The sequence below is a fragment of the Ruegeria sp. YTSA064 genome (assembly GCF_059610325.1).
Map to the genome: position 1 here is coordinate 29,139 of NZ_JBXWNK010000015.1, position 23,020 is coordinate 52,158.

At 55.7% G+C, this 23,020-nt stretch carries 21 protein-coding genes; 3 read left to right on the forward strand and 18 right to left on the reverse strand.

Translation table 11 applies throughout. The features are described from left to right. Positions 1-58: 58 nt before the first annotated feature. Positions 59-691, forward strand: a complete 633-nt coding sequence (locus AC2FI7_RS19910; protein WP_010442336.1) for a TRAP transporter small permease subunit — start codon at positions 59-61, stop codon at positions 689-691. An 11-nt stretch (positions 692-702) separates the two neighbouring features. Continuing rightward, positions 703-2,103, forward strand: coding sequence for a TRAP transporter large permease (locus AC2FI7_RS19915; protein ID WP_010442337.1), 1,401 nt, complete (start codon positions 703-705; stop codon positions 2,101-2,103). Positions 2,104-3,590: 1,487 nt separating this feature from the next. On the opposite strand, the gene AC2FI7_RS19920 is transcribed toward AC2FI7_RS19915, so the two are convergent. From AC2FI7_RS19920 to AC2FI7_RS19990, 15 genes are all read right to left on the reverse strand, one after another. After that, positions 3,591-4,688, reverse strand: a complete 1,098-nt coding sequence (locus AC2FI7_RS19920) for a M56 family metallopeptidase (RefSeq protein WP_010442338.1) — start codon at positions 4,686-4,688, stop codon at positions 3,591-3,593. Further along, the gene (locus AC2FI7_RS19925) at positions 4,675-5,070 is read right to left on the reverse strand and encodes a BlaI/MecI/CopY family transcriptional regulator (RefSeq protein ID WP_010442339.1); all 396 of its coding nucleotides are present in this window, start codon (positions 5,068-5,070) and stop codon (positions 4,675-4,677) included. Before AC2FI7_RS19925 ends, AC2FI7_RS19920 begins: the two co-directional genes overlap by 14 nt. Before the next feature lie 65 nt (positions 5,071-5,135). Continuing rightward, the gene (locus AC2FI7_RS19930; protein ID WP_496816619.1) at positions 5,136-5,537 is read right to left on the reverse strand and encodes a DUF2160 domain-containing protein; all 402 of its coding nucleotides are present in this window, start codon (positions 5,535-5,537) and stop codon (positions 5,136-5,138) included. Between the two features lie 8 nt (positions 5,538-5,545). After that, the gene (locus AC2FI7_RS19935) at positions 5,546-6,343 is read right to left on the reverse strand and encodes a carbohydrate ABC transporter permease (RefSeq protein ID WP_010442341.1); all 798 of its coding nucleotides are present in this window, start codon (positions 6,341-6,343) and stop codon (positions 5,546-5,548) included. Continuing rightward, positions 6,340-7,203: a carbohydrate ABC transporter permease gene (locus tag AC2FI7_RS19940; RefSeq protein ID WP_170392846.1), complete on the reverse strand. Its 864-nt coding sequence runs from the start codon at positions 7,201-7,203 to the stop codon at positions 6,340-6,342. The genes AC2FI7_RS19935 and AC2FI7_RS19940 overlap by 4 nt, the downstream gene beginning before the upstream one ends. After that, positions 7,200-8,276 carry an ABC transporter ATP-binding protein gene (locus AC2FI7_RS19945; protein WP_010442343.1) on the reverse strand — a complete coding sequence of 359 codons (1,077 nt, stop codon included), beginning with the start codon at positions 8,274-8,276 and terminating at the stop codon, positions 7,200-7,202. The genes AC2FI7_RS19940 and AC2FI7_RS19945 overlap by 4 nt, the downstream gene beginning before the upstream one ends. Position 8,277: 1 nt before the next feature. Beyond that, positions 8,278-9,327, reverse strand: coding sequence for an ABC transporter ATP-binding protein (locus AC2FI7_RS19950; protein WP_010442344.1), 1,050 nt, complete (start codon positions 9,325-9,327; stop codon positions 8,278-8,280). Between the two features lie 91 nt (positions 9,328-9,418). Next, on the reverse strand, positions 9,419-11,158 hold the full coding sequence (locus AC2FI7_RS19955) for an ABC transporter substrate-binding protein (protein ID WP_010442345.1): 1,740 nt from the start codon (positions 11,156-11,158) through the stop codon (positions 9,419-9,421). A gap of 227 nt (positions 11,159-11,385) precedes the next feature. Continuing rightward, a complete protein-coding gene (locus AC2FI7_RS19960) occupies positions 11,386-11,658 on the reverse strand; it encodes a YHS domain-containing (seleno)protein (RefSeq protein WP_158005276.1) in 273 nt (90 codons plus the stop codon). 182 nt (positions 11,659-11,840) lie between these two features. Continuing rightward, entirely contained in the window at positions 11,841-12,896 is a 1,056-nt protein-coding gene (locus AC2FI7_RS19965; RefSeq protein WP_496816622.1) for an ABC transporter ATP-binding protein, read from the reverse strand. Further along, entirely contained in the window at positions 12,896-14,143 is a 1,248-nt protein-coding gene (locus tag AC2FI7_RS19970; RefSeq protein WP_120981223.1) for an MGH1-like glycoside hydrolase domain-containing protein, read from the reverse strand. The genes AC2FI7_RS19965 and AC2FI7_RS19970 overlap by 1 nt, the downstream gene beginning before the upstream one ends. Before the next feature lie 5 nt (positions 14,144-14,148). After that, positions 14,149-15,357, reverse strand: coding sequence for a carbohydrate ABC transporter permease (locus AC2FI7_RS19975; protein ID WP_010442349.1), 1,209 nt, complete (start codon positions 15,355-15,357; stop codon positions 14,149-14,151). Then, positions 15,357-16,592, reverse strand: coding sequence for a carbohydrate ABC transporter permease (locus AC2FI7_RS19980; protein WP_010442350.1), 1,236 nt, complete (start codon positions 16,590-16,592; stop codon positions 15,357-15,359). Before AC2FI7_RS19980 ends, AC2FI7_RS19975 begins: the two co-directional genes overlap by 1 nt. A gap of 65 nt (positions 16,593-16,657) precedes the next feature. Next, a complete protein-coding gene (locus tag AC2FI7_RS19985; protein WP_496816625.1) occupies positions 16,658-18,013 on the reverse strand; it encodes an ABC transporter substrate-binding protein in 1,356 nt (451 codons plus the stop codon). Between the two features lie 18 nt (positions 18,014-18,031). Continuing rightward, on the reverse strand, positions 18,032-19,171 hold the full coding sequence (locus AC2FI7_RS19990) for a LacI family DNA-binding transcriptional regulator (protein ID WP_037321643.1): 1,140 nt from the start codon (positions 19,169-19,171) through the stop codon (positions 18,032-18,034). A gap of 104 nt (positions 19,172-19,275) precedes the next feature. On the opposite strand from AC2FI7_RS19990, the gene AC2FI7_RS19995 reads away from it, so the two are divergent. After that, on the forward strand, positions 19,276-19,566 hold the full coding sequence (locus AC2FI7_RS19995; protein WP_496816626.1) for a hypothetical protein: 291 nt from the start codon (positions 19,276-19,278) through the stop codon (positions 19,564-19,566). Positions 19,567-19,720: 154 nt separating this feature from the next. On the opposite strand, the gene AC2FI7_RS20000 is transcribed toward AC2FI7_RS19995, so the two are convergent. From AC2FI7_RS20000 to AC2FI7_RS20010, 3 genes are read right to left on the reverse strand one after another with little or no spacing between them, the layout of a single operon-like run. After that, positions 19,721-20,875 carry a Gfo/Idh/MocA family protein gene (locus AC2FI7_RS20000; protein ID WP_496833583.1) on the reverse strand — a complete coding sequence of 385 codons (1,155 nt, stop codon included), beginning with the start codon at positions 20,873-20,875 and terminating at the stop codon, positions 19,721-19,723. Then, positions 20,875-21,930 carry a sugar phosphate isomerase/epimerase family protein gene (locus tag AC2FI7_RS20005; protein WP_496816628.1) on the reverse strand — a complete coding sequence of 352 codons (1,056 nt, stop codon included), beginning with the start codon at positions 21,928-21,930 and terminating at the stop codon, positions 20,875-20,877. Before AC2FI7_RS20005 ends, AC2FI7_RS20000 begins: the two co-directional genes overlap by 1 nt. A 27-nt stretch (positions 21,931-21,957) precedes the next feature. Continuing rightward, positions 21,958-23,016: a LacI family DNA-binding transcriptional regulator gene (locus AC2FI7_RS20010; RefSeq protein WP_010442356.1), complete on the reverse strand. Its 1,059-nt coding sequence runs from the start codon at positions 23,014-23,016 to the stop codon at positions 21,958-21,960. Positions 23,017-23,020 lie beyond the last annotated feature (4 nt).

The window sequence follows — 23,020 nt, forward strand, 5'->3', positions numbered from 1 at the left end:
GCCCGGCGTCAGCTTGATTGGCGTCGGGTTCTTTCTTTCCTGACAGCGGAGTACAAAGATGGCCGGGTCATCCCAGGTGCTGTCCGACGACAGCCGTCTCAGCATCCTCGATCAACATCTCTACAAACTGGAGCGCCTTCTGGCTCTGATCAGCGGTCTTGCAGTTTTCTCGCTGATGGTCATGGCCGTAGTCTCTGTTGGTGGTCGGAATTTCGCCAATGCGCCACTTCCTGGTTACGTGGACTGGATCGAGCAAGCCATGCCGTTAATCGCCTTCATGGGAATTTCCTATGCGCAGCGTGATGGCGGTCATATCCGAATGGACATGGTTGTTGGAGCGCTTAGAGGCCGGACGCTCTATATCGTTGAGTTCGTCACAACCGCTGTCATTCTGGCGCTCATCGTCTTGCTGATCTGGGGGAGCTGGGCACATTTCGCACGCAGCTTTGACTTTGGTGCTCCACTCTGGAGCCGCGACAGCTCGATCGACATAGGTATCCCGTTGTGGCCCGCAAAGCTATTGGCCCCCGTCGCCTTTAGCGTGCTTTGCCTAAGGCTTGTCCTACAGCTCTGGGCCTATGGGCGCGCGATCCGGCACCCCGATCAGGCACCTATTGCCGTCCCACTGATAGCCGATGCAGCCACTCAAGCTGCAATGGAAGCCGAGCACGTCTCGGGCCACGACAACTGAGGTTAAATCTGATGGAACCCATTGATATTGGTCTGATTGTCTCGGGCGGTATGCTTGTTCTTGTGGTGCTGGGGATGCGCGTGGCCTTTGCCGCCGCGACAGCTGGCATGATTGGCCTGATCTGGATCTTCTGGGCCAAGTTTGGGTACGACCCGGCGCGGTTCGGCAAGGCTGTGACTGTGGCTGTCAAAACAGCGGGGCAGGTTCCGCACTCCAAGATTTCAAGCCAAGCGTTGAGCCTTATCCCGACTTTCATCCTGATTGGCTACCTCGCCTATTACGCGGGCCTGACCAAAGCACTGTTCGAAGCCGCGAAGCGTTGGCTCGCATGGGTCCCGGGCGGGCTGGCGGTTTCGACCGTTTTCGCAACCGCTGGGTTTGCGGCGGTATCTGGGGCCTCGGTCGCCACTTCCGCCGTGTTCGCCCGTATCGCCATCCCCGAGATGCTGAAGATAGGCTACGACAAGCGTTTTGCTGCAGGTGTCGTTGCTGCAGGCGGTACGCTCGCCTCGCTCATCCCGCCTTCGGCCATTCTGGTCATCTACGCGATTATCGTCGAGCAGGACGTGGGCAAACTGCTGTTGGCGGGATTCATCCCGGGCATGTTCTCGGCAGTAATTTACGGCTTGCTGATCATTGGCATGGCCGTTGTGATCAAAGGATTTGGCCCCGCAGTCACCGGATTTACATGGAAAGAACGTTTCCTCTCGTTGCCGCCCGCATTGCCCATCGTGATTGTCGTCGTCACCATCATATTCTTTGTTTACAACCCGTTCGGCGGCGATGCCTGGGGTACGCCAACCGAAGGTGGCGCAATTGGAGCATTTGTGGTGTTCCTGATGGCGCTGTATCAGGGCATGCGCTGGTCCGAACTCAAAGACGCGCTTTTGGAAACCGCCAAGCTGAGCGTCATGATTTTCACGATCATCTGGGGCGTTTTGGTTTACGTTCGTTTTCTCGGTTTCGCCGAACTGCCAAGTGCATTCTCCGACTGGATCACCTCGCTTGAGATGTCTCCGATGCTGATCCTGATCTGTATTCTTCTGGCTTACGCTGTACTGGGCATGTTCATGGATGCGATAGGTATGCTGCTGCTGACGTTGCCGGTAGTTTACCCCGCCGTCATGGCGTTGAACGGAGGTGAAGCCGTAAGTGCAGCCGAAAGTACCTTCGGTATGTCCGGACCTATGTGTGCCATCTGGTTTGGCATTCTGGTTGTCAAAATGGCCGAGTTTTGCCTGATCACCCCACCTATTGGGCTGAATTGCTTTGTCGTGGCCGGCGTTCGTGATGACCTAAGTGTTCAGGATGTTTTTAAAGGTGTAACGCCTTTCTTTCTGGCGGATGCTGCAACCATCGCGATGCTCGTTGCCTTCCCTGCTATCGTCCTATGGCTTCCTGGTCAGGTTTGAATCACATGGAATGATTTTGGAGTGCGGTATGCCGGTGCAGCTAAGGCCTGCATCAATCAGCTGCACTGCAGAATACATGACACTTGTTCAATGGCCGGTTTGGGCCGAATGGTGGCGAACTATCCGTTTCAGTCAGGCGCTGCTAGCTCCGCTTTCTCGAAGGTCTCAGTCGTGACACATTTTGCAAGATCCCGCGAACAGCGGGCATGTGTACACGTACAGAATAGATTGCTCGCAGCAAGCCGTCGCGCGGCAGGGGTTCTACCAAACGGCCACCATGCACTGTACCAGGATACAAGAGAAATAGTAGCGTCGGTGCAGTCTCAGTTTCGGCATTTGGGCCCAAGTAGTCAAAACATATTGGAACCGGGCCTTGCAATCAATCGCGTGGAAAAAGCTCATTGGCATCGCTAAGTAAGAACAGATTTGTTCGCTTGCTGCCTTGAACAATCTCCGTGAGCGCGTTCCGCCAACCTAGGATTTTTTTCCTGTCGCCTTTAAGCCTAGACCCATCAACCACCCAAAGCATGTTTTTACAAAAATCCCCGCAGGCTCGACGCTCTTTGGGATCGAGATGGGAATGTTAAATCTCCAAAGTGAGGCCTGCCAGCGTGTAGACGTCGGCAATGTGCCTCTCACCAGTATCTTGATCAGTAAACACTTGTTCTTGCCAACAGAGTGGAAACTCATTTTTCCAGTTCCGATTCCAATCAGTTTCTGGTTCCCACCAAGGATCACATTCCACTTTGCATTTATGCGCCCAATGATGAACCCTAACCTCGCCAGAACGCGGAATCATTTCAGATTTGCAAAATGAGCATTGCCTTACAATCCTAGGGATCGGTCTACTTTGGTTGCCATTTATGATTGCTGTTAACATTCCTGCGCCTGGAGCCTGTGGTTTTGAGGTCAGCTAAACGTAGCAGCTTTTCACATCCATCTCGGACTGTTTCGCGAGGCTTAGTGCCATTGGCTTCAGAGCAGCGCATTGCGAAACAATGGGCCCGAGTCTGGCTCAGCGTGGCGCAATGTCCGCTTTGGGGAAGCTGCGATGCTGCATCGGATGGTGATTTCAGAGTCCGCCATGGTCCGTCTTCATCGGAGCTGTAAGTTGGTTGATATCGAATGCTGCTCTCACCCCGATGTCGGCAGCGAGTCCATAGTTCTAGATGCTGCATCTTGAATGAGTGACTGCGAAGCTATGATTGCTGCCATTGGTCTGCGCAAGGCGGCCTATGGCTGACCTTCATCTGCGGGTTGCGATGCTGCGTTGCAGCAGGTTGGAGCCGCCATCGGCTGCTATCAAATCGTTCTCGGACAATCGATGTCAAGCAACACGGGCGCCCGCATTAGAGCCGGTGATAGCGGCACATTGAACCCGGTCTCATTGAAAACCAGCAGCATCGTAGCGCCGAATCCGCGACCAGCTTGCTAGCAAACCCGTGAGGCCGATTTTCCAATCCACGCCGGACTTAAAATTCGGCCTTTCAATTTCCCTGATTCCGAGCTTCCAGCCGTTCCAGATTTACAACTGTCGAAAGCATAAGACGATCATGGCTCCAATCCTGGGTTTGACGAACCGAGGCCGACCCAATGGCAATCACAACAACCAGAGAAAGCGTCAGCCCAAAGAAGTTTGTTGACAATTGTGTGGTCGTTACGGGCGCATCGGTCAGGGCGATCACACGCTGGCGCAGAACATGCTTTGCTTTCGGCCCGTTAACCAGGGCCACACGAAGAATGCGAGGGTTCTTCAGCTTAATAGATCGTGTGCAGTATTCCAGTAGACAGGCGGTATAGTCGGTCGCGTCAATGCCTTTGCGCGAGACGACAGACTGGTCGCAGGCCAATTCGCGAAGCCGATCAAACTGATGTTTCATGGCCAGATAGGCCGGGTTCCAAAACAGCAGAGGGCGCATAAGCTCGAAACCCAGTTCCCATTCCACGTCCAGCGCGCGGATGTGCTGGAATTCATGTGCCAGGGCAAAGCGCAAATCGCGTGGCGAGTTTAGCAAATGGCTGGGCAAAACGACGTGACGGCGACGAAGGCCGCGCACTGCAAAAGGCACAGTTACGCGATCTGAAAGGCGAATGTCCACCTTCGCCGATTGTCGCCAAAGAAAGCTGGAGCTTACGGCCTTGCGAATTGTGAGCGCGTTGCGGACAACCCGAATTGCCAGAACAATTGATAGAAGAACCAGCGTAGTCAGCGCGCAAGTTACGAAAACAGAGCCGCCTGACAAGACATAGTCGAGCCAGCGTTCGCGCGTATTCAAAAGGGTTTCGAACTGCGCAGCGGGCATGGCGATTTCGCCGCGCAAATAGGCCGCCACTGCGATATCCCCCAGCGCGACAACACGTCCGGGCCACACCTGAGCGACAAAGCCCGAAACACCGATCGCCAGAACCGGGCTGAGCATAACGCCGATGCAAAGTATCTTGAGCGAACGAAGCTGAGCAACAAAGCTGTACCTCATGGGCGTCAACGCAAGGCCCCCACGCACGGCCAGCCAGATCAGCGCCGATAATCCAAGCACAACGTTGAACTCGAGAAACGCATCGAGAACCGGTTTAACCGCTGTCATTTTGCAGTCTCCTCTCTACCAGTGCTCGAATCTCCTCTAGGTCATCTTCTGTCAGGCCCTCATCGTCGACCAGCCTTGCAACCAGAGTTGCGGGCGTGTCGTCAAACAGGGTCCGGGACAGATTCTGCAACGACCGCGACTGATACCTGTCCTTCTCGAGAAGGGGTCTGTAGATCAGCGACTTGCCGTTCTTCTCGCTTTCGACAAAGCCCTTCTCATCAAGGATCCGCAAAATTGTGGCTCCGGAAGTGTAGGCCAGATTGCGATCAGGTGGCAGGCGATCAAGGACTTCACGGACCGTGCCCTGACCAAGCGCCCAGAGTTCGTTCATGAACTCAAGTTCCACTTCGGTCAGAAGATTTGTTGTCTTTTTCTTTCGCATCAATCTCGGTGTCGCCATTATTAGTATGCCTGACAGACAAGCATCCTTTCGCTGTTTCGCAAAGCCTAAACTTTCCAGAAGACGGAGACGCCCCAACCGATGGACAGGAAAAGCGGCGTCCAAACAGGTTGGCCAACCAGCCCGAGCCAGGCCAGGAAGATATAGGTCGAGCCCAGCAGGGTGATGAACAACCGATCCCCCAGCGTGGTGGTCAGTCCCAGCACGCCGCGCCGCTCGATCCCGTCTCGGAATTTGAACCCTTCCAGCAAACCGATTAGGGCGATGGCCGAAAATATACCGATGAACACCGCCAGTGTTGCCGGAGTCCATGCCATCCAGAAATCCGGCCACAAAGGAGCGGTCCACGAGAAACCTTTTTCCTCTTGCTGGCCGACACTGCCCCAACCGGCCTGTTGGGCGTAGGCCACTGAAGGCAGGAATGGCAGAGTGACAAGAAGTTTACGCATATCGAACCTCACACACGTCCCATCGCGAAACCGCGCGCGATGTAGTTGCGGACAAACCAGATGACGATGGCGCCGGGGATGATGGTCAACGTGCCGGCGGCGGCCAGCAGGCCCAGTTCGTACCCCGCGCTGGAAGCGGTGCGGGTCATCACGGCGGCAATTGGTTTGGCCTCGACTGCCGTCAGGGTCTTCGCCAGCAACATCTCGACCCATGAGAACATAAAGCAGAAGAAGGCCGCGACCCCTACGCCGGCTTTAATGTTTGGTAGGAAGATCGTTACGAAGAAGCGCGGGAAGGAGTAACCATCGACATAAGCCGTTTCATCCAATTCCTTCGGGATACCTCGCATGAAGCCTTCCAAAATCCAAACCGCCAGCGGAACGTTGAACAGCGTGTGTGCCAGCGCCACAGCCAGATAAGTGTCGAACAGGTGGATCGACGAATACAGCTGGAAAAACGGCAGCGCGAACACAGCTGCCGGTGCCATCCGGTTGGTCAGCAGCCAGAAGAACAGCTGTTTGTCCCCCAGGAACCGGTAGCGCGAGAACGCGTAGGCCGCAGGCAGCGCCACACAGACCGAGAGCACCGTGTTGATCGTAACGTAGATGATCGAGTTGATATACCCCCAGTACCACGTCGGGTCGGTGAAGATCGTGAAATAGTTCTCCAGCGTGAAGGTTTGGGGGAACAGTGAAAAGCCCGACAGGATCTCGTTCGTGGTTTTGAAGGACATCGCCACCAGCCAATAGATCGGTAACATGAGAAACGCGATATAGAGGATCGGGATAAGGGACCGCTTCTTCATTGCGCGTCATCCTTTGTCATCAGAGTGTAGAAGACCCACGACACAAGCAGCGTGATGGCGAAGTAGATCAGGCTCATCGCGGCTGCAGGGCCAAGGTCGAACTGTCCCAGCGCGATCTTCACAAGGTCGATCGACAGCAAGGTGGTTGAGTTGCCGGGGCCACCGCCGGTCAGAACGAAGGGCTCGGTATAGATGTTGAAGCTGTCCATGAAGCGAAGCAGCACGGCGATGGTCAGGACGGTCTTCATCTTGGGCAGCTGGATATAGCGGAATACCGACCACGGGCTGGCACCGTCGATTTTGGCTGCCTGATAGTACGCGTCCGGGATCGAGACGAGACCCGCGTAGCACAGCAGCACCACCAGCGAAGTCCAGTGCCAGACATCCATGACAATGACGGTGATCCAAGCCGACAGCGGCTGTTGCGTCATGTCATAGTTGATGCCCAGAACGTCATTCAGGAAGTATCCCAGAAGACCGATCTTGGGCAGGGTGAAGATGTTCCACATCGACCCGACTACGTTCCACGGGATCAGCATCGGCAGGGCCATCAGCACCAGACAGACCGGCACCCAGAACCCTTTGCGGGGCATCGACAGGGCCACGATGATGCCAAGGGGCACCTCGATCAGCAGGATCAGGAAGGTGAACAGGAACTGTCGCCCTAAGGCAGCCTGAAACCTGTCAGAACGCAGGATTTGCTCGAACCAGCCCAGCCCTTCCCAGAAGAATTGGTTGTTGCCAAAGGTTTCCTGCACCGAGTAGTTGACCACCGTCATCATCGGCACCAGCGCGTTAAACGCGACCAGCGCCAACACCGGTAGGACAAAGAACCAGGCTTTTTGGTTTTCGGTTCTCATAGCGCCCGCTCCTCGGTTGCGATCCAGCCGTCGCGATAGACGCGGGATTGTTCAGGTTTGAATTGCAGGTAGACCTGTGATCCGGGCTCAGGCACGCTGTGTTCAGTCACGGCCTTGAGGGGGGTGTTACCGACCATGGCACTGACCACATAGTGGCGACCGATGTCCGAGACTTTGGTGACATGCGCCGGGATGCCCGAGTCGCCAAAGCCCACGTATTCTGGGCGGATGCCCAGATCTGTGCGACCTCCGTCGCCATGGGTGGGGCCTTCTAGAATGACCTCGTGACCTTCGAACACGGCGCGGTCACCTTTCGCTTCACAGGGCAGGACATTCATGCCGGGGGAGCCGATGAAGTGGCCGACAAAGGTGTGTTGGGGCCGCTCGAATAACTCAACGGGCGTGCCGATCTGCACCACTTCACCTTCCTGCATCACGACCACTTCGTCGGCGAAGGTTAGTGCTTCGGTCTGGTCGTGGGTTACGTAGATCATCGTGGCTTGCACACGCTGGTGTAGCTCTTTCAGCTTGGAGCGCAGTTTCCATTTCAAATGTGGATCGATCACCGTCAGCGGCTCATCGAACATCACTGCGTTCACGTCATCGCGGACCAGACCGCGGCCCATGGAAATCTTCTGCTTGTTGTCCGGGCTAAGGCCGCTTGCTCGGGTGTTCAGCATATCCGTGACGTCTAGCATCTCGGCAATCTCATCAACGCGTCGCTTGATCATTGCCGGGTCAACACCCCGGTTTTTCAGCGGGAAAGCCAGGTTCTCGCCGACGGTCATCGTGTCGTAGATCACCGGGAACTGGAACACCTGTGCGATGTTGCGCTGGTCGGGGGGCAGGGCGGTCACGTCACGGTCGTCAAACAGGATCTGTCCTTCGGACGGCGTCAAAAGACCCGAGATAATGTTCAGCAACGTGGACTTGCCACAACCGGACGGCCCCAGCAGAGCGTAAGCCCCACCATCCCGCCAAGTCACGTCGATTTCCTTCAGCGCATAATCTTCCGGGCCTTTCGGCGCAGGCATGTAGCTGTGTCGCAGGTTTGAAAGCTTGATCTGTGCCATGTCAGGCCACCCTTTTGCCGTCTTGGCCGAAGTACCGGCAGTGGGCCGGGTTCATGTAGAAGCTGTGATCTTCGCCAACCTGATAGGGGTGGACGCCCGAGGCAAGTGACACCCACGCATCATCGCCATGTTGGAAATGCGCGCTGGAATCCGAGCCGGACAGTTCGGTCACGATCACGCGGCCGGTAAGCTCCACATCATCATCGGAAGAGCGAAACGGGGTCACCCGATGGGGCCGCACGGCGACCATGTAATCTCCGTCGGCCATGTCTGTGACAGCCCAGCCACCTCCACCAGCCAATTGCGCCTGAGCGCCGGACACAGTGATGCGCGCGACATTGACCGGCGGATCCGAAAAAACTCGCGCGGCGGCGATGTTCTCAGGGTTGCGATAAATGTTAGCGGTTGGCCCGAACTGGGTCACGCGGCCATCTTCCATCAGGGCCGTGTATCCACCCAGTAGCAGTGCTTCTTCGGGCTCTGACGTGGCATAAACCACCACAGCACCACGACCTGCGAACAGATCGGGCAGCTGCTCGCGCAATTCTTCACGCAGTTTGTAATCAAGGTTGGCCAACGGTTCGTCGAGAAAGACGGCGCGGCTCTCTTTCGCGATGGCGCGTGCGAGTGCCGTGCGTTGCTGTTGCCCGCCCGACAGCTCATGCGGGCGGCGGTGTAACATCGGGCGCAGTTGAAGCAGATCCGCGGCTTCTTCCACGCGACCCACAATCTCGGACTTTGCCATGCCCGCAACGCGCAATGGAGAGGCGATGTTGTCGAACACGGTCATATGCGGGTAGTTTACAAAGAACTGGTGCACCAGGCTGATCTGCCGCTTCTGCGTGCTCAGTTTAGTCACATCCTGCCCATCCATACAGACCTTGCCCGAGGCCATCGGGTCCAGCCCGGCCATCATCTTGATCAGAGAGGTCTTACCCGATCCTGTCGCGCCCAGCAGCACATTGAAATGGCCGGTCTGCAGCGTCAGGTTGGTTGGTTTGATATGGATGACGTTGCCGACCCGCTTGGTCGCGTCCTGTAGTTCGATCATTTTCGCGAATTCCGATCCCGCAGCGCCCGCGCTGTCTTGGTCTTGGTGTAGGTGTGGGGGTGCCGCGAACGGCACCCCGGGTTGCTTTGGCTTACTGAGACTGCCAGCGCTGAACCAGCTCGTCATAGTTGACAGTCTGGCCTTGCGGCTTTTCGTTCTCAAGCTTGGCCTTGGGCGAACCCTCTTTCTCGAGCCAGAATGACGCATCCTGCGGCTCGTTCAGGCGCGGTCCGCATCCACCGTAAACACCTGCGCTTTCATCCGCGGCCTGCATACGGGCCATGGTGATGTCCATCTCTTCTGCCAGACGGTCCATCGCCTCTTGCGGAGTAAACGCGCCTGAGTTCACGTCACCGATCTGCTGCCACCAGATCTGGGCCAGCTTCGGATAGTCCGGAACGTTGATGCCGGTCGGCGACCATGCCACACGGTCAGGCGAGCGATAGAACTCGACCAGACCACCGAGCTTGGGTGCGCGTTCGGTGAACGACTCGTGGTTGACCGAGCTGTCGCGGATGAAAGTCAGACCCACATGGGACTTTTTCACATCGACAGTCTTGGAGGTCACGAACTGAGCGTACAGCCATGCTGCTTGAGCACGATCCGCAGGGGTCGATTTCAGGAAGGTCCAGGAACCCACATCCTGATAACCAACCTTCTGGCCTTCTTCCCAGTAGGGGCCATGCGGGCTGGGCGCCATCCGCCACAGCGGCGTGCCTTCGTCGTCGACGGTGTTGTTGCCTTCGGATTTGGGCTTGACCATGTCGGCGGTAAAGGCGGTGTACCAGAATATCTGTTGGGCCACATTGCCTTGGCTGAGCGCCGGTAGCGACTGATAAAAGTCATAGCTTGCGGCACCCGGAGGCGCATAGTTCCGCAGCCATTCATCCCACTTGCGGATCGCATAGACCGCAGCCGGACCGTTTGCAGCACCACCGCGCGAAACGGACGCACCGACCGGGTTACATGTGCCCGCTTCCATTCGAATGCCCCATTCGTCGACGGGAACACCGTTCGGCTCGCCCACGTCACCAGCACCAGCCATCGACAGCCAGGCGTCGGTCATGCGCCATCCGAGGTCAGGCGCGCGCTTGCCATAGTCCATGTGGCCATAGATCGCGACGCCATCGACTTCTTTTACGTCATTTGTGAAGAATTCAGCGATGTCTTCGTAGGCCGACCAGTTAACCGGAACGCCCAGATCATAGCCGTATTTCTCTTTAAACGCGGCTTTGTTGTCCTCGTCATCGAACCAGTCCTTGCGGAACCAGTAGAGGTTCGCGAACTGCTGGTCAGGCAGCTGATACAACTTGCCGTCCGGACCGGTGGTGAACTGAATGCCCATGAAGTCATCCAGATCCAGCGTCGGAGAAGTTGTCGCAGCCCAGTCGCCACCCATCATGTCGGTAAGCGGATAGGCCAACTGCAGACGCGAATGTGTTCCGATCAGGTCGCTGTCGTTGACATAACCATCATAAAGGTTCCGCCCGGTTTGTAGCTGAGTCTGAACGGCCTGAACCACTTCACCTTCGCCAAGAATCTGGTGATTGACTTTGATCCCTGTGATTTCCTCGAACGCCTTTGTCAGAACCTCGGATTCATAGGAATGCGTCGGGATACCCTCGGACAGGACATTGATTTCCATGCCCGAGTAAGGTTGTGCAGCTTCGATGAACCACTTCATTTCGGACAACTGTTCGTCCTTCGACAAGGTCGATGGCTGGAATTCGTCGTCAATCCAACGTTGTGCTGCGGCTTCGTCGGCCCAAACAGGACCATGCCCCGCAATGACGGCCGCTGCCGCCACGGCGGAAAGTAGATGTCTCCGCATCTGTCTCCTCCCAAGATTATGTGATCCGGCGCAGACCGGATGGCAATCAGCATCGGTGATATTCGGCGCAGCTGTCAAACTAATTTTTTAGTAATAGCAGTATGTATTGTTAACTATATGATAATGAATATTATTTTTACTATCGAGGTATCTGTGATTAAAAATTTGTTCAATCAACTGGTATCCGTGGGTGGTTAAAACATCGCGTAACTAATTCTTGAGTCGGCTCAACACCCGCTGCTCAAATGCGAATTCACAAATAGAAAAAGCGGCCCGTCAATGATGTCCGCATGTTTCGGATCTCCATCGAATTTCTTGCCAAGCGCGATCACGAAGGCATAGAAGCCGCCATATTGCGGAAGATACGCTTCAGAGTTTGCTTCGAACTTCGCTTTACTTTCTTTCGAGGCAAAGTAGTAGGCACCGCCTTCATGCACGGCGGTGTAGACGGCTGTACCGTCCGCCACGGCACCTGTTGTCGCTAAGGTCACGGCATCCAACCCGTGCAACCCAAGGGGCACAAAGTAGTGGCCCAATTTTAGGGGGCAAAGACACTAGGTTTAGGCTGAATATAGCAGCCCACATCGATAGGGTTTGCTTCGGCTTCAGTTCTTTAGCTTTACACTCACTGTGTTCTTGAGTGTCAATGGTCAAGGTTTGCAACGGATACCGATGGGTTCATCTATCCAAGCCCCAAAGCCTGCCCGTTTTCATCAAAAAAATGCAGATTGTCCGTGGGGAAGTGCAGACCAATGTGGGTGCCCGGTGTCAGGGCCGTATCGCCGTTCAGACGGACTGTGACCTTGTCCTCGCTTCCACAATCCACAATCAGGAATGTGTCTGCACCCAGATATTCGATCACCTCGATGACGCCGTCAGTCTGACCATCGCCTGCAGCGCCTACCCGAATGTGTTCGGGGCGGATGCCAAGCTTGGTGGCCGCTGCGGACTTTGAAAACGGGCCACTGCGGCCGTGCTCAAGATGGAAGCTGTCACCCTCGGTCGCGCAGGGCAGGATATTCATCTTTGGGCTGCCGATGAACTGGGCCACGAACAGGTTCGCAGGGCGTTCATACAGCTCGCGCGGCGTACCGACCTGAGCGATCTTGCCGTATTCCAAAACCACGATGCGGTCGGCCAATGTCATCGCTTCGACCTGATCATGTGTCACGTAGATCATCGTGCGCTTGAGGCTTTGGTGCAGCTTGGCGATCTCATACCTCATCTCGACCCGCAGGGCGGCGTCGAGGTTGGAAAGCGGTTCGTCAAACAGGAACGCGGTGGGATCGCGGACAATGGATCGGCCAATAGCCACTCGTTGCCGTTGACCACCAGACAGGTCTTTGGGTCGGCGTTCCAGGAACGGTCCCAGCTTGAGAACCTCGGCCGCGCGGTTGACCTGTTCGGCGATGTCCGCCTTGGGAACTCCGGCCACCTTCAAAGAAAACCCCATATTCTCGGCAACTGTCAGATGCGGATACAGCGCATAGGATTGGAACACCATCGTCAGGCCGCGCTTTGAAGGCGGGTGATCGGTGACATCACTGTCATTGATCAACAACGACCCGCGCGAGATATCCTCGAGCCCGCCGATCATGCGCAACAGAGTGGACTTTCCGCAACCTGATGGGCCAACAAAAACGATGAACTCGCCCTCTTCGATCTTGAGGTCCACTCCCTTGATGACCTGGGCCGAGCCGAACCATTTTTCGACTGACTTAAGTTCGATGCTACCCATCAGGCCCTCCCTGCCCAGTGAAGCCAAACTGCTGCTGTCCAAGAGAAAGCCTTACCACCAGCCGGGCTCCCGGTTATTGGATCGAAGTATTCTGCAAAACCAAAGCCCGAGATCAGATCGCCGGTTTTTTTGCGCAACTGATTTGCGTGCTCGGTATGACCCAGATCCTGTAGCCCGAATCCGATCATCATGTTCATGAAAGCCCAGGTGGGCCCGCGCCAGTAGCGGCGCGCGTCGAATTTCGGCATTTCCGGGTCATAACTTGGAACCGGATAGGGCACGGTTTCTAGTGTGGCTTTCAACCGTTCCAGCATCTTGTCCGACTCAACACCCGCATACCAGCACAGGTAGGACGCGTTCGATACGCTACCTGACATCTCGCCGGTATGTGCGTCACGCGCGTCAAAGCTGCCCAGCTCTTCGTTCCAAAGCGAGCGAGCGCCAGCTTCCAGTTTTTCAATGTCTGTGCTTAAGCCTTCAGCTGCCAGACCAAGCTGTTCACTGATCACCAGCAAGTCCCGCGCGGCCCGTAATGTAGTAAAGGTCATCGTCGGATCGGCGATACGGAACGGGTTCAGCGACAGCAGCTTCTGCTGATCCCAGGCTGCTTTTCGACCGATCTGTACCAGCCTGATGTAACGGTCATAGTCGAACTTTGTCGGGCGATCCTCGCTGTTAACATGGCTGGTGTCGCGGCGTTTGTACTCTCCCACATCCGACGCATCCATGCGCGCCATTGAATTGTCCCAGTCTGGCGCGTTATCACGACCCGCTTCCCAAGGGTGGGTTGTACAAACAGCCCCGAATTCATCCAAACGCCATTTCATGATCCAGCGGTGCCAAGCCCGGAGCTTTGGGAACAGCGCCTTCATCCGCGCGTCTCCGAACGCGGTGTCCTGTTCCCAGATTTTGCGGGTCATCGTGGCCGCGATGGGGGGTTGGATAATACCCGATGAGGGGATCGGACCATTGCAGCCCCAAACATCCGGGCCGGGGAAATACCCTTCATCCTGCTGGTGGAAAAGGATGTGCGGCACCATGCCATTATCCCATTGCCCGGTAAACAGTGTCTCGATCTCCACCCAGGCGCGGTCGAGGTCGAACTGGGCAAATCCAAGCGCAGTAATCGCGCTGTCCCAGTTCCATTGGTATGGGTACAGCCCTTCGGTTGGGATCGTGTAGCCACCGCGATCATTGGCAATCAGGATATTGCGTGCCTCGCGGTCGGGGTTTGTGTGTTGATTCATCTCGGTCATCCTTTGACAGACCCCGCTGTGAGGCCTTTGGTCATAAAACGTTCAAGCCCCAGGAACAGCGCCATGATCGGCACGGTGGCGATCACCGCACCGGCCATCAGGTGCTGACGGGGAATTTCTGAGGAGTTCAGCATCGTGACTCCTCGGGTCAGGGTAAATTTCGACGGGTCGTCCAGCAGCATGAAGGCGAGAAGGAACTCGTTCCATGCGATCATGAAGACATAGAGTGAGACTGAGGCCAGCGCTGGCAGGCTCAGCGGCAAGGTAATCTTCCAGATTACTGCCAGACGGGACAGGCCGTCCATCAGCCCGGCCTCTTCCACCTCGGTCGGCAATCCGCGAAAATAGCCCTGCAGCATATACAACGCGACTGGAATTGTCGTAACCGGGTAGATCATCACGATACCGAGGATCGAGTTGCGCAGGCCGGTCAGCGAGAAAGCAATATAGATCGGCAGCGCCAGAACGATCATCGGCACCATGTAGATCAGCAGAATCGAGCGGGAAAAGGCCTTTTGTCCCTGAAACCGGAACCGCGCCACGGCATAGGCTCCGGGTACGCTGAACAGCACCGTTATGAACACCGTCAGTACCGAGACATAGAAGGACGTCCACAGATAGCTGCCGAAATTGAAGTCGCGGAACAGCTCGGTATAGCTGCGGAACAGGGCGGTGCCCTGGCTCAGGTCCACCGAGAAATCCAGCGGGTTCTGCAACAGCGCCTGCTGGGATTTCAGGCTGGTCATCACCATCACATAGAACGGAATGATCACAATGGCCGTGAAAAAGATATAACCAAAACCGGTGCAGAACCGGATCACCGCATCCTCGTATTCATGGCGGGTGAGCTCACCGAACGGTGTTTCCTTCAGGATCGCTGCCATCGACAGATGCATCACAACGGCAATGCCGATCACCGTGATCAGAACCGCCTGCAACGATGTGCCAGAGCCGATCAGAACCGGGCCAAATCCGGTGAGGCAAGACAGGCCCAACAGTGCCGAAATTCCCAGACGCGCGCGTGCGTGCTGTTGCGGAAAACGGACATAAACAAGGCCAGCCAGTGTTCCCCAGATCAGGCACAGTAAAACCTGTGGTCGGAATGCGTCGCCGGTTGAGAACGACATGGTGATGGCAGCGGTGGTGGCGATCACCACCATCCATAGCGCGCCCAGAACAGGGCCGGTTATATACCCTTTGCGCATCACAGACCCTCCTCTCGGCTGATGAAGCGGAAGAAGACGAAGCTAAAGGCGATCAGGCACATCAGGATTACCACGGCGACGGCCGCGCCCGCGCCGATGTTCGAGATTGCAAAGGCCTGCTCATAGACATTTACGGTCAGCGTGCGGGTGCCCGCATTGCCGCCGGTCAGCAGGAAGATGTCGTCGAACTTGTTGAACGTCCAGATAAAGCGAAGCAGGAACAGCACCGACAGGATACCCAGCAGTTGCGGGATGCTCAGCAGCCAGAACTTCTGGAACGGAGAGGCGCCGTCCATATCCGCCGCCTCATACATGCTAGAGTCTATGGACTGCATCCGCGCCAGAATGAACAGGAAGGACAGCGGGAAATAGCGCCAAATCTCGAACACCGTCACCATGATCAGCGCCAGTGGTCGTTCGCCGAAGAAGTTGATTGGTTCGCTGCTCAGGCCCATTTGAACCAGCAGTGCATTGGCGGAGCCTGAGAATGGGTCAAACAGAGTAACCCAGGTGAACGCTACAGCAATCACCGGGGCGACATATGGGAACAGATAGAGACCGCGTATGAACCCTTGACCGCGGAAACTTTTGTTAAGCAGCAGCGCGGCGAACAATCCCATGACCAATGCACCGATGGTTCCGAAGACGGTGTAGAACAGCGTCACCCAAAGCACGCCCCAAAACTCTGACCCATCGAAGACGCGGGCGTAGTTTTCTAGGCTGAACTCGAAATTGGTCAGCACATTGGGACCGCTGCCTGTGACGCCGGGTTCTGACCCTTCGACCAACTCTTCGAATGCGTCAGGGTCGCCGTCTACGGTGACCGGAATACGAATTCTCTCGCGTTGGCCGCCATCCAAGATACCAAAATCGCAGAACAGGTCTTGTCCTTCCAGCACACATGGTGCTGCGATCTCACCTGTGGGTGTCACACCCTCAGGCAGCACATCGCTTAGAGTGACGCCGCCGATGGCAATCTCCTGACTGGAATTACGCAGGCGATATTCGATCCGCAGATCATCGCCCGATCCACGCAGGCTTTCTCGGACAACCGGCGCCGGTGGGCGCAGGTCGGACAAGGTAAAGGGCTTGAAGCTGATCCAGATGATCGCCAGCAGCGGCAGGATCACAACAAGAGACACGCTTATCACGGTCGGAGCCAGCAATGCCCTGGCAAGACGCGCTTCGCGCTTGGCAAGAGCCCCGGTACCGTTCGGTGGGGTGGCCGAAGACATGAGAGACCTCAGAGGGTTGGGTGCAGCGGCGCGAACGCCGCTGCAGATGCCATTGAGTGGTAGCGTTACTCGACCTTGGCGAGTTCTTCGTTCATCGCCGTAACGGCTGCTGCGGCGTCAATCTCATCGTCGATATACTGACGGACGACGCGGTTGATCGCCTGGCTGTTGATTATCTTCGATGCCAGTGCCAACTGACCCTCGGCCACGCCCCAGCGCTGCGCCACATCCAAACCGCCGACGATCTCGTCGATCATCGACTGTTCGTATAGCTCAACCAGCGGTGCCTTGCGGTCGACGCCAACGGGCAGTTCGGCCCAAGCCTCAGAGAATGCATTCGGGTTGTCCGCATTGCCGCGGCGCACCGGGAACTTACCCTCGGGCGCAATCGCCAGCGTCCGGGTATAGCCGTCATCCATCGCGAATTTCACGAATTCCATCGCCGCATCGGTGTCCGCGTCGTTGGTGATGCCAAAGTAACGGACGTCACCCCATGCTGCGCCATCGGGGTTCGACGGGCCGGACAGTTTGGTTACGATGCCGGTTTTGCTGGCCAGATCACGCGAGGTTGGGTCGTCATTGATGGTCGGCGGAGCACTATCCCGCAGACCGGCCAGTTCATCCAGAATGAAGGGCGACCAGATGATCATCGCGGCCTTGCCGTCAAAATACAGCTCGCGCGATTGCTTCCAGAACAGCTCACCCGGAGGAGATGCCTTGGAGATCGCTTTGTAGAAATCCAGAACCTCGGTGGTTTTGGCTTCGTCCAACGGCTGGAACCCATCGGGGCCAACCGGCGACACACCATTGGCCAGGAAAACATGCTCGAGCACCTGGCTCATGAAGTTCTCATCAACCTTGGTGGCCGAGACAAAGCCATACATTTCCGGCGGGTTGTGCAACGCTTCCAGCGCGGCCTGAATGTCGGCAAAGCTGTCGGGCGCTTCCAGACCAGCTTCGTCGAACAAGTCTTTGCGATAGACTACCATTTGGGTCCAGCCGTCGACCGGAACAGAGGCCGTTTCACCGTTGAACGCCGCCATTCCCAGCGCGCCCGGTGCAAACGTATCGGCACCCAGTTCTTCGATCACCTCAGACGCTGCTTCGGTGTCCAGAATTCCGGCTTCGGCCCAAGGCAGGGCGTATTGCAGCGGGTGGTAAACCACATCCGGCAGGTCACCAGCAGCAAAAGCAGCTGTGGCACGGGTGCCCAGATCGGTTTCTGTAACCGGGATCACCTCAACCGTGGTACCGGTTTCGGCTTTGAACTGATCGGCCATCTCTTGCTGCTTTGCCAGACGTTCGGGCTGTTCCTCGGTGGTCCAGAAGCGGATTGTGTCCGCCTGCGCAGAAACGGCAGCCAGCACCAGCGCCAGCGATGTGCCCAGCATCAGCCGAGATACTTTAGGTGTGAGTTTCATAGTCGGTTTCCTCCCCGGTTATGATCGTTGGATTAGGTTGATTTTTCGCGCCAGTGCCTCGGGTGTCAGCCGGGGTGGCCCGTCGGATTCGCGTGCGATAAGCACGGCTTCGCTGAGTTCGCGCAGGGTTGCGGGTTCTTCGCCTCGGGTCTGGCGGATCAGTAGCGTGGCCAGACGCTCTCCTGCGCGTCTCGAATCCACGCTGAATGTTGTCAGCCCCGGATTGACGTATTGGCATTCGGGAATGCCGTCATATCCAAGGATTGAAACGTCTTTTCCGATCTCAAGGCCAAGTTCAGCGCAAACTGGATAACACCCTAATGCAGCCAAGTCGGTCGCAAACACCATTGCGGTTGGCGGGTGGTCCAATTTCAACAGTGACCGCGCTTCGTTAGCCCCTTCTTCGCGTGTCCGTGCACCTTCCCGGATCAATTCTGGATCATCCCGCAAGCCGGCAACTTTCAGGCCTTCAAGATACCCGTCGCGGCGCAAATGACTGTAGTTGAACTTCGGATCACTGCCGACATAACCGATACGGCTATGGCCAAAGTTGACCAATCGAACGACCGCATTTCTGATTGCTGCTTCACCCGATATGTCAAACCAAGACATATCATCCATTGGATCAGATTGGCCGTATTCAGTCCGCCCGTATAGGATAAATGGGACCTTCAATTCTCCAAGATACTTTACCCGCGCGTCGTCCACTTCGGTCCGGGGCAAAATGAAACCATCTGCCTTGCGTTCTTCGACAAGACGTTCCAACACATTGAGCATATCTTTCCCGGACTTTGCTGTGGAAATTGTCATTGTCCAGTCCGACGCACTGGCTGCTTCGCAAGCGCCTGCCAGAAAATCCTGAAGAAACGGGTTGTGCTGGTCCGGTTCTTCGCTGTTGATGACCATCGCAATAGCGCGAACTTTTCCTGTTCGAATAGCCTGCGCGTGACTGAGCGGGCGGTAGCCCATCTTCCTTGCCGTGACCTCAACTCTCTTTCGCGTGACTTCCGAGATGTCTGAATACCCGTTCAATGCGCGCGATACCGTGCTCTTTGAAAGCCCGAGATGATCCGCCAATTCGTCGAGTTTCACCCGCCGTGGTGGTGAGGCGCTCCTAGACTGAGATTGGCGGTTTTGCAGATTGGGATTCGTTGTCATCCTACTATTTGTTTGTTCCGAAACCGGTTTCGGCAACAGAAAAATCGAACTACCTCTCAAGTGATTTGTTTGAAACGTTATAGCGAGCGTAACGGGGTTGAGGCGTGGGCGAGAACGATCCCGAGTTTGATACGAGGACCTATCTCAATGAGATGTGGAAAGAAGATTTTGCGGAGTCTGTCGCGATGGTGGAGGCCAGAGACAGCCTTGGAATAAGTGACGCGGACCTCGCCGAAGACTTAGAAACGCAGTTCAAACTGATTGCAGCCGCTTATACTACAGGCGAGGCGGATGAGATCGATCGCGTCATAAATCACATTGCATTCTTTCGGCATATGAAAAAGCAAGAGCTTCATGAAGCTGGGGATGCGAATGATAAGGACCTCGGCGAGTGATGCTACAACGTTAAGGTGGTTCACATAACACCCGTTCAGCGATGCTCGCAGCTTGTTGTTTCGGAGCGTTCATCTAAAGATTGTGCGAGCTTCAGTTGTTGGCAGATACTCACAGCGTTTTTCAAGATGTCCACTCTATCCGCACAACCAGACTTTACTCCAACTTGACCCAAGCCGCATTTTTTGAAGAGCTTTGCACACACGCGGCTACAAACTTAACGCCATTGAGGCCGTCGCGGACCGTTGGATAAACAACCGAAGCGTCAGGTGAAGTCCCGTTTCGGAAAGCTTGGATCGCCTCCGCAGCCTCCCCATAGATATTCGCGAACCCTTCCAGATACCCCTCGGGATGGCCCGGAGGAACTCTGCTCAACCTATTGGCAGGATCACCGGCCCCAGCTCCATTTCGGGTGATTAGACGCTTGGGTTCGTTGTAGGGCGTAAACCACAGATAGTTAGGATCTTCCTGAGACCACTCCAGTCCACCTTTTTCGCCATAGACTCGCAAACGAAGTGCGTTTTCATTGCCGGGAGCCACCTGAGAAGACCACAACATACCCCGCGCTCCGCCTTCGAAGCGAAGCAAGACATGCGCGTTGTCATCGACCTTGCGCCCCGGCACAAAGGCCTGCAAGTCCGCCGCCAAGCTTTCCGCCTTCAGCCCGGTTACAAAGCAAGCGAGGTTGTAAGCATGAGTCCCGATGTCACCGGTTGATCCACCCGCGCCCGAGCGTTCGGGATCGGTTCGCCATTCTGCCTGTTTGAAATCCTGTTGCTCGGTCAGCCAGTCCTGCGGGTATTCAACCTGAACCACGCGTATCTTTCCGATATCGCCGTTGGCGACCATTTCACGTGCCTGCCGAACCATCGGATAGCCCGTGTAATTGTGGGTTAAAATGAATAGGGCATTCGCGCTTTCTGCTGCTTTGACCAGTTTTTTGGCATCGGCAAGAGTCGAGGTGAGTGGTTTGTCACAAATTACATGAATACCGCGTTTCAGGAACTCGCGTGCGGCTGCATAGTGAACGTGATTTGGCGTGACAATTGAGACCGCCTCGATCCCAGACTTCAGCCTAGCTTCCCTGATCGCTATTTGTTTGAAGTCTTCGTAAACCCGCTCGAGCCCCAATGCCTGCCCACTTTCAATGGATTTTTCGGGCGTCGAAGATAAAGCACCGGCAACCAACTCAAACTTGTCGTCCAATCGCGCGGCTATGCGGTGAACGCCGCCTATGAATGCGTCGTTTCCGCCGCCAACCATGCCAAGCCGAATGCGGCCCGAGGCTTCTTCACTGCGTCCTGTGACCATCACTCAATCCCCAGCATTTTTCGATTGGCGTCTTCGTCTGCACCTCCATCAGCGAAATCATCAAAGGCTTTCTCGGTCACATGGATGATGTGATCGGACACGAACTGCGCGCCTTCACGCGCTCCATCCTCGGGGTGTTTGAGGCAGCATTCCCATTCGACAACTGCCCAGCCATCAAAGTTATTCGCCGCCATTTTTGAAAAGACCGCCCCGAAATCCACCTGGCCATCGCCAAGCGACCGGAAGCGCCCGGCACGATCGACCCAGCCTTGATACCCGGAATAAACACCCTGTCGGCCGGTCGGGTTAAACTCGGCATCTTTGACATGGAACATCCGGATCCGATCATTGTAGATGTCGATATTGTCCAGATAGTCGAGGCATTGCAGCACGTAGTGCGACGGGTCGTACAACATGCAAGCGCGTGGGTGATTGCCTGTCCGTTCAAGAAACATCTCGTACGTCACGCCGTCGTGGAGGTCCTCACCTGGGTGAATTTCGTAACAGACGTCAACGCCGCATTCCTCGGCGTGATCCAGTATTGGCACCCAACGACGAGCAAGCTCTTCGAATGCCGTTTCGATCAAACCAGCAGGGCGCTGCGGCCAAGGATAGACATAGGGCCATGCCAATGCGCCTGAGAATGTCGCATGCGCTGAAATACCCAAATTTTTTGAAGCAGATAGTGCTTTTTTCACTTGGTCTACCGCCCATTCTTGCCGGGCTTTCGGGTTTCCTCTGACGCTTTCGGCTGCAAAACCATCAAACGCGCTGTCATAGGCCGGATGAACGGCCACAAGTTGGCCCTGAAGGTGGGTTGAAAGTTCAGTGACTTCGACGCCATTTTCCTTTGCTTTGCCTTTGAAGTCATCACAATAACTGGCGCTGGACGCGGCTTGTTCCAGGTCGAACAACCGGCCATCCCAACTAGGAACCTGAACGCCCTTGTATCCACAGTCAGCCGCCCATTTGGTGATCGCGTCCCACGAATTGAACGGCGCTTCGTCCCCCGCGAATTGCGCAAGAAACAAAGCCGGACCTTTGATTGTCTTCATAAAATTTCCTCCCCAAAACCTAAGCCTCTATGGCGGTAAATTTTCCTTCAGATAGATGTCGATACGGATACGTTCCTGGGCTTTGTTGAATGGTACTTTGTCTGAAGTTGCACGCAGCAGACGGACGGCTGAACGAACAATATGCCCGGTGTCTTGCGAGATAAGAGCGTCAAATGTACCGAGCGTAAGCGCCTCACGACTGAGCGGAGTAAGCTCATGAGCTATGATCACCAGATCTTTGCTGAGCTTGTTCTCGGAAAGAAATTGAATCAGGCCTGCATTGCCTGCTGCTGAGGAATAAATTCCAACCAGATCCGGGTAGGTGTCAAAGATCTCGGGCATCATCTTGTAAATCAGATCCGGGTCATCCCGGCCCTCGACAGACGCTACGACTTCGAGGTGTGGGAATTCCTCAGCCACAACTAGATCAAAGCCTTGACGACGCTCTAGGTGGTCACGTGCCAAACGGGATCCTGTAAGTACCAAGACCTTGCCGTCGCGATGCACAAATCGTCCCATCAGCTGAGCGGCGGTTCGCCCTGCCGAAACGTTATCAATTCCTACAAAGTGGTCTCGCTCGGAACTCGGCAAGTCAGACACCAACGCAACCACCGGAACGCCTTTGTCTCTCAGCCTTTTTACGGCGTCGCGGACAGAAGGCGTTTCGGGTCCGAAAACGGCGACTCCGTCAACCTCCAAACTGTCGACAGTATCCAGAATGTTAACGATATCCTGCGGCTCAAACGGAGCAACTTTCTTTATCGCAACGCGGGTCCTCTCGATAAATTGGTCGCGGGATTGTTCTGCGATCTGACTGCTGATTGCATCCACAAACTCGTTGTCCGTTTCCGGCAGAATAAAGAGGAAATTGTAGACACGGTTTCGTGCAAGGTTTGCTGCGGCCGTGTCTCGCACATACCCCAGCTCATCAATCGCCTTTTGTACTTTCTGTACGGTTACGGCCCGTACGCCGGGGCGCCTGTTCAAGACCCGGTCAACAGTCGCCAGGCTGACACCCGCTACGCGCGCGATGTCATTGACGGTTGGCTTTTTAACCAATTCTAGTTTTTGTTTTTGGTCTTCCACGTGT

Excerpts from the sequence above, each read along its gene's own strand:
- AC2FI7_RS19910 (WP_010442336.1), top strand. The coding sequence starts at position 59 with ATGGCCGGGTCATCCCAGGTGCTGTCCGACGACAGCCGTCTCAGCATC.
- AC2FI7_RS19915 (WP_010442337.1), top strand. The coding sequence starts at position 703 with ATGGAACCCATTGATATTGGTCTGATTGTCTCGGGCGGTATGCTTGTT.
- AC2FI7_RS19920 (WP_010442338.1), bottom strand. The coding sequence starts at position 4,688 with ATGACAGCGGTTAAACCGGTTCTCGATGCGTTTCTCGAGTTCAACGTT.
- AC2FI7_RS19925 (WP_010442339.1), bottom strand. The coding sequence starts at position 5,070 with ATGCGAAAGAAAAAGACAACAAATCTTCTGACCGAAGTGGAACTTGAG.
- AC2FI7_RS19930 (WP_496816619.1), bottom strand. The coding sequence starts at position 5,537 with ATGCGTAAACTTCTTGTCACTCTGCCATTCCTGCCTTCAGTGGCCTAC.
- AC2FI7_RS19935 (WP_010442341.1), bottom strand. The coding sequence starts at position 6,343 with ATGAAGAAGCGGTCCCTTATCCCGATCCTCTATATCGCGTTTCTCATG.
- AC2FI7_RS19940 (WP_170392846.1), bottom strand. The coding sequence starts at position 7,203 with ATGAGAACCGAAAACCAAAAAGCCTGGTTCTTTGTCCTACCGGTGTTG.
- AC2FI7_RS19945 (WP_010442343.1), bottom strand. The coding sequence starts at position 8,276 with ATGGCACAGATCAAGCTTTCAAACCTGCGACACAGCTACATGCCTGCG.
- AC2FI7_RS19950 (WP_010442344.1), bottom strand. The coding sequence starts at position 9,327 with ATGATCGAACTACAGGACGCGACCAAGCGGGTCGGCAACGTCATCCAT.
- AC2FI7_RS19955 (WP_010442345.1), bottom strand. The coding sequence starts at position 11,158 with ATGCGGAGACATCTACTTTCCGCCGTGGCGGCAGCGGCCGTCATTGCG.
- AC2FI7_RS19965 (WP_496816622.1), bottom strand. The coding sequence starts at position 12,896 with ATGGGTAGCATCGAACTTAAGTCAGTCGAAAAATGGTTCGGCTCGGCC.
- AC2FI7_RS19970 (WP_120981223.1), bottom strand. The coding sequence starts at position 14,143 with ATGAATCAACACACAAACCCCGACCGCGAGGCACGCAATATCCTGATT.
- AC2FI7_RS19975 (WP_010442349.1), bottom strand. The coding sequence starts at position 15,357 with ATGCGCAAAGGGTATATAACCGGCCCTGTTCTGGGCGCGCTATGGATG.
- AC2FI7_RS19980 (WP_010442350.1), bottom strand. The coding sequence starts at position 16,592 with ATGTCTTCGGCCACCCCACCGAACGGTACCGGGGCTCTTGCCAAGCGC.
- AC2FI7_RS19985 (WP_496816625.1), bottom strand. The coding sequence starts at position 18,013 with ATGAAACTCACACCTAAAGTATCTCGGCTGATGCTGGGCACATCGCTG.
- AC2FI7_RS19990 (WP_037321643.1), bottom strand. The coding sequence starts at position 19,171 with ATGACAACGAATCCCAATCTGCAAAACCGCCAATCTCAGTCTAGGAGC.
- AC2FI7_RS20000 (WP_496833583.1), bottom strand. The coding sequence starts at position 20,875 with ATGGTCACAGGACGCAGTGAAGAAGCCTCGGGCCGCATTCGGCTTGGC.
- AC2FI7_RS20005 (WP_496816628.1), bottom strand. The coding sequence starts at position 21,930 with ATGAAGACAATCAAAGGTCCGGCTTTGTTTCTTGCGCAATTCGCGGGG.